This is a genomic window from Glutamicibacter sp. 363, assembly GCF_052379505.1.
Taxonomy (GTDB): Bacteria; Actinomycetota; Actinomycetes; order Actinomycetales; family Micrococcaceae; genus Glutamicibacter.
This window is the reverse complement of sequence record NZ_JBQSYR010000069.1, coordinates 1-1,691: the sequence shown is the minus strand read 5'-3', so window position 1 is coordinate 1,691 and position 1,691 is coordinate 1. Positions and strand designations below refer to the sequence as shown.

Here is a 1,691-nt window from a genome sequence, read left to right as displayed (position 1 = left end):
AGAAAACCGTTCGGGTGGTCTTGGCTTTCTAAGCTCACCTGCCGCATAGTCGTCCAGGATCCTTACGACTTCCTCGCCATGCCATTTCCCGTTGCTTTTCTGTCTTGAATGCTAAAAAATTCGTGTTCAGCCAACTGAGTCAACACGCGCAGCGCGATGGTAGTCGAAGCTTTCACTAGCTTCGAGACTATCTCGGTGTCCATCGCCTGTAATGCAAGCCTGAACAGAAGTAGCTACCAGGCCATAGACTGCGGAAGCAGCCCTTGGTGCTTTGCCCGTGCGGAGTCCAGATGCGATGCCATCTGATCGACAGGGATGTCGATGCTGGACACTGCATACAAGATGGCTTCCATGAATCCATCTAGGATTGGCGCCACTTTGCCATCACGGTACCGAGCAAGCGCCTCGAAAGATAAGCCCGTACACCGCAACAGCCCGGCGGATGGCGATGGAGATGTTGACCGGACCATTCCACGCTTCCACAGCAAGGACTGAACTAGGGGCCTTCCGGTACGACCATTGCCATCTGCAAAGGGATGAATCCTCTCGAACTTAGCATGAGCAATTTCCATCTGGAGAGCAGCAGGAAGATCCATGTGTGCCATGAATTCGAACAAGCCCTCGATCAGTTCAGCTTGCAGCCCCGACCGAGCAGGTGCATAACCGGTTTCTCTCGGGTTCGCTGCACTCGAACCCACCCACACGAAGTGTTCCCGATACGTTCCTGCCAGGATCTTCCACCCAGCTTGGCTCTGTAGTAGTTCTGCAAACATTTTCAGAATCGCATCGCTGCTGAGCTCATCTGCCTGCGCCAGCGTCGATTCCATGGCTCGCACGTTGGCCGAAACTCTTCGTGCTTTCTGAGAACTTGATTGTTGGAACCATCCACGCGCTAGGCCTCGAGCCCCGACATTCGGATTTCCCATCTGAGCGGACGAAGCGGATTCTGCTCCCAATAGGACCGACAAGAGGTCCGTGAAGCTGCGGAAGAACCCTGCTGCTTCATACCAGCCTCGTGCTCGAAGCTAATCCGCTCGTTCCTTGCCAGTTCCATCCATTGAACCAATTCATCTGGAATGTCGAAGTTTATTGGTCAAATTATCGGTGGGACGGCTGGCTCCTATTCACCGTTCCTCTTCGCTAGCCTCGTTGGTGTAGTCGAGCCGTCCTGTTCTGGCACCCTAGTGTTCCTCGTAGCCGAGAGCCGGGGCCGAAGGGCAAGCATGGCAGTTACCTTCTAGCTGTGAATATAGCTAGGAACAAGAAGATAGTTACCGCTTCCGTTGCCAACAGGGGACGCCGTAAACTGCATGTGCCCGCACAGGGTTGCTATGACTAAACGTCAGCTCCACCGTCCACGTAAATGGTCTGGCCTGTTGCAGGTGCATTCTCGACTCTCGCAAGCCATAGCAATAACTTTGCAGTGGCGCTGGTTCGGAAGGGAAGTTCAGCTCAATGCCGGCAGCTTGTCATCAATCCGCTATACCTTGATTCATCGTCGGCAAGCATAGCTCCTACAAGTTCCGTTGAATTCTCTTGAAGGATGGCCATCGAGGATATAGCCCCTCCGCGAGGATCCGCAGGTTCTCCAGGCTACGGTTGGAGTCCTTCAGGAAAGCGCATCGCCAAACACGCAAGTTCCAACCATCCTGGTAGAGCCAGCAATATAGGATCGAACGACAAACAGAAAA

Annotated in this window: 1 protein-coding gene; it reads right to left on the bottom strand. The window is 53.7% G+C overall.

Going from position 1 to position 1,691, the window contains the following annotated elements; translation table 11 throughout:
• Nucleotides 1-233 precede the first annotated feature (233 nt).
• A complete protein-coding gene (locus ACT3UA_RS18870; protein WP_444617866.1) occupies nucleotides 234-827 on the bottom strand; it encodes a Fic family protein in 594 nt (197 codons plus the stop codon).
• Nucleotides 828-1,691: the final 864 nt, after the last annotated feature.

Excerpts from the sequence above, each read along its gene's own strand:
- ACT3UA_RS18870 (WP_444617866.1), bottom strand. The coding sequence starts at position 827 with ATGGAATCGACGCTGGCGCAGGCAGATGAGCTCAGCAGCGATGCGATT.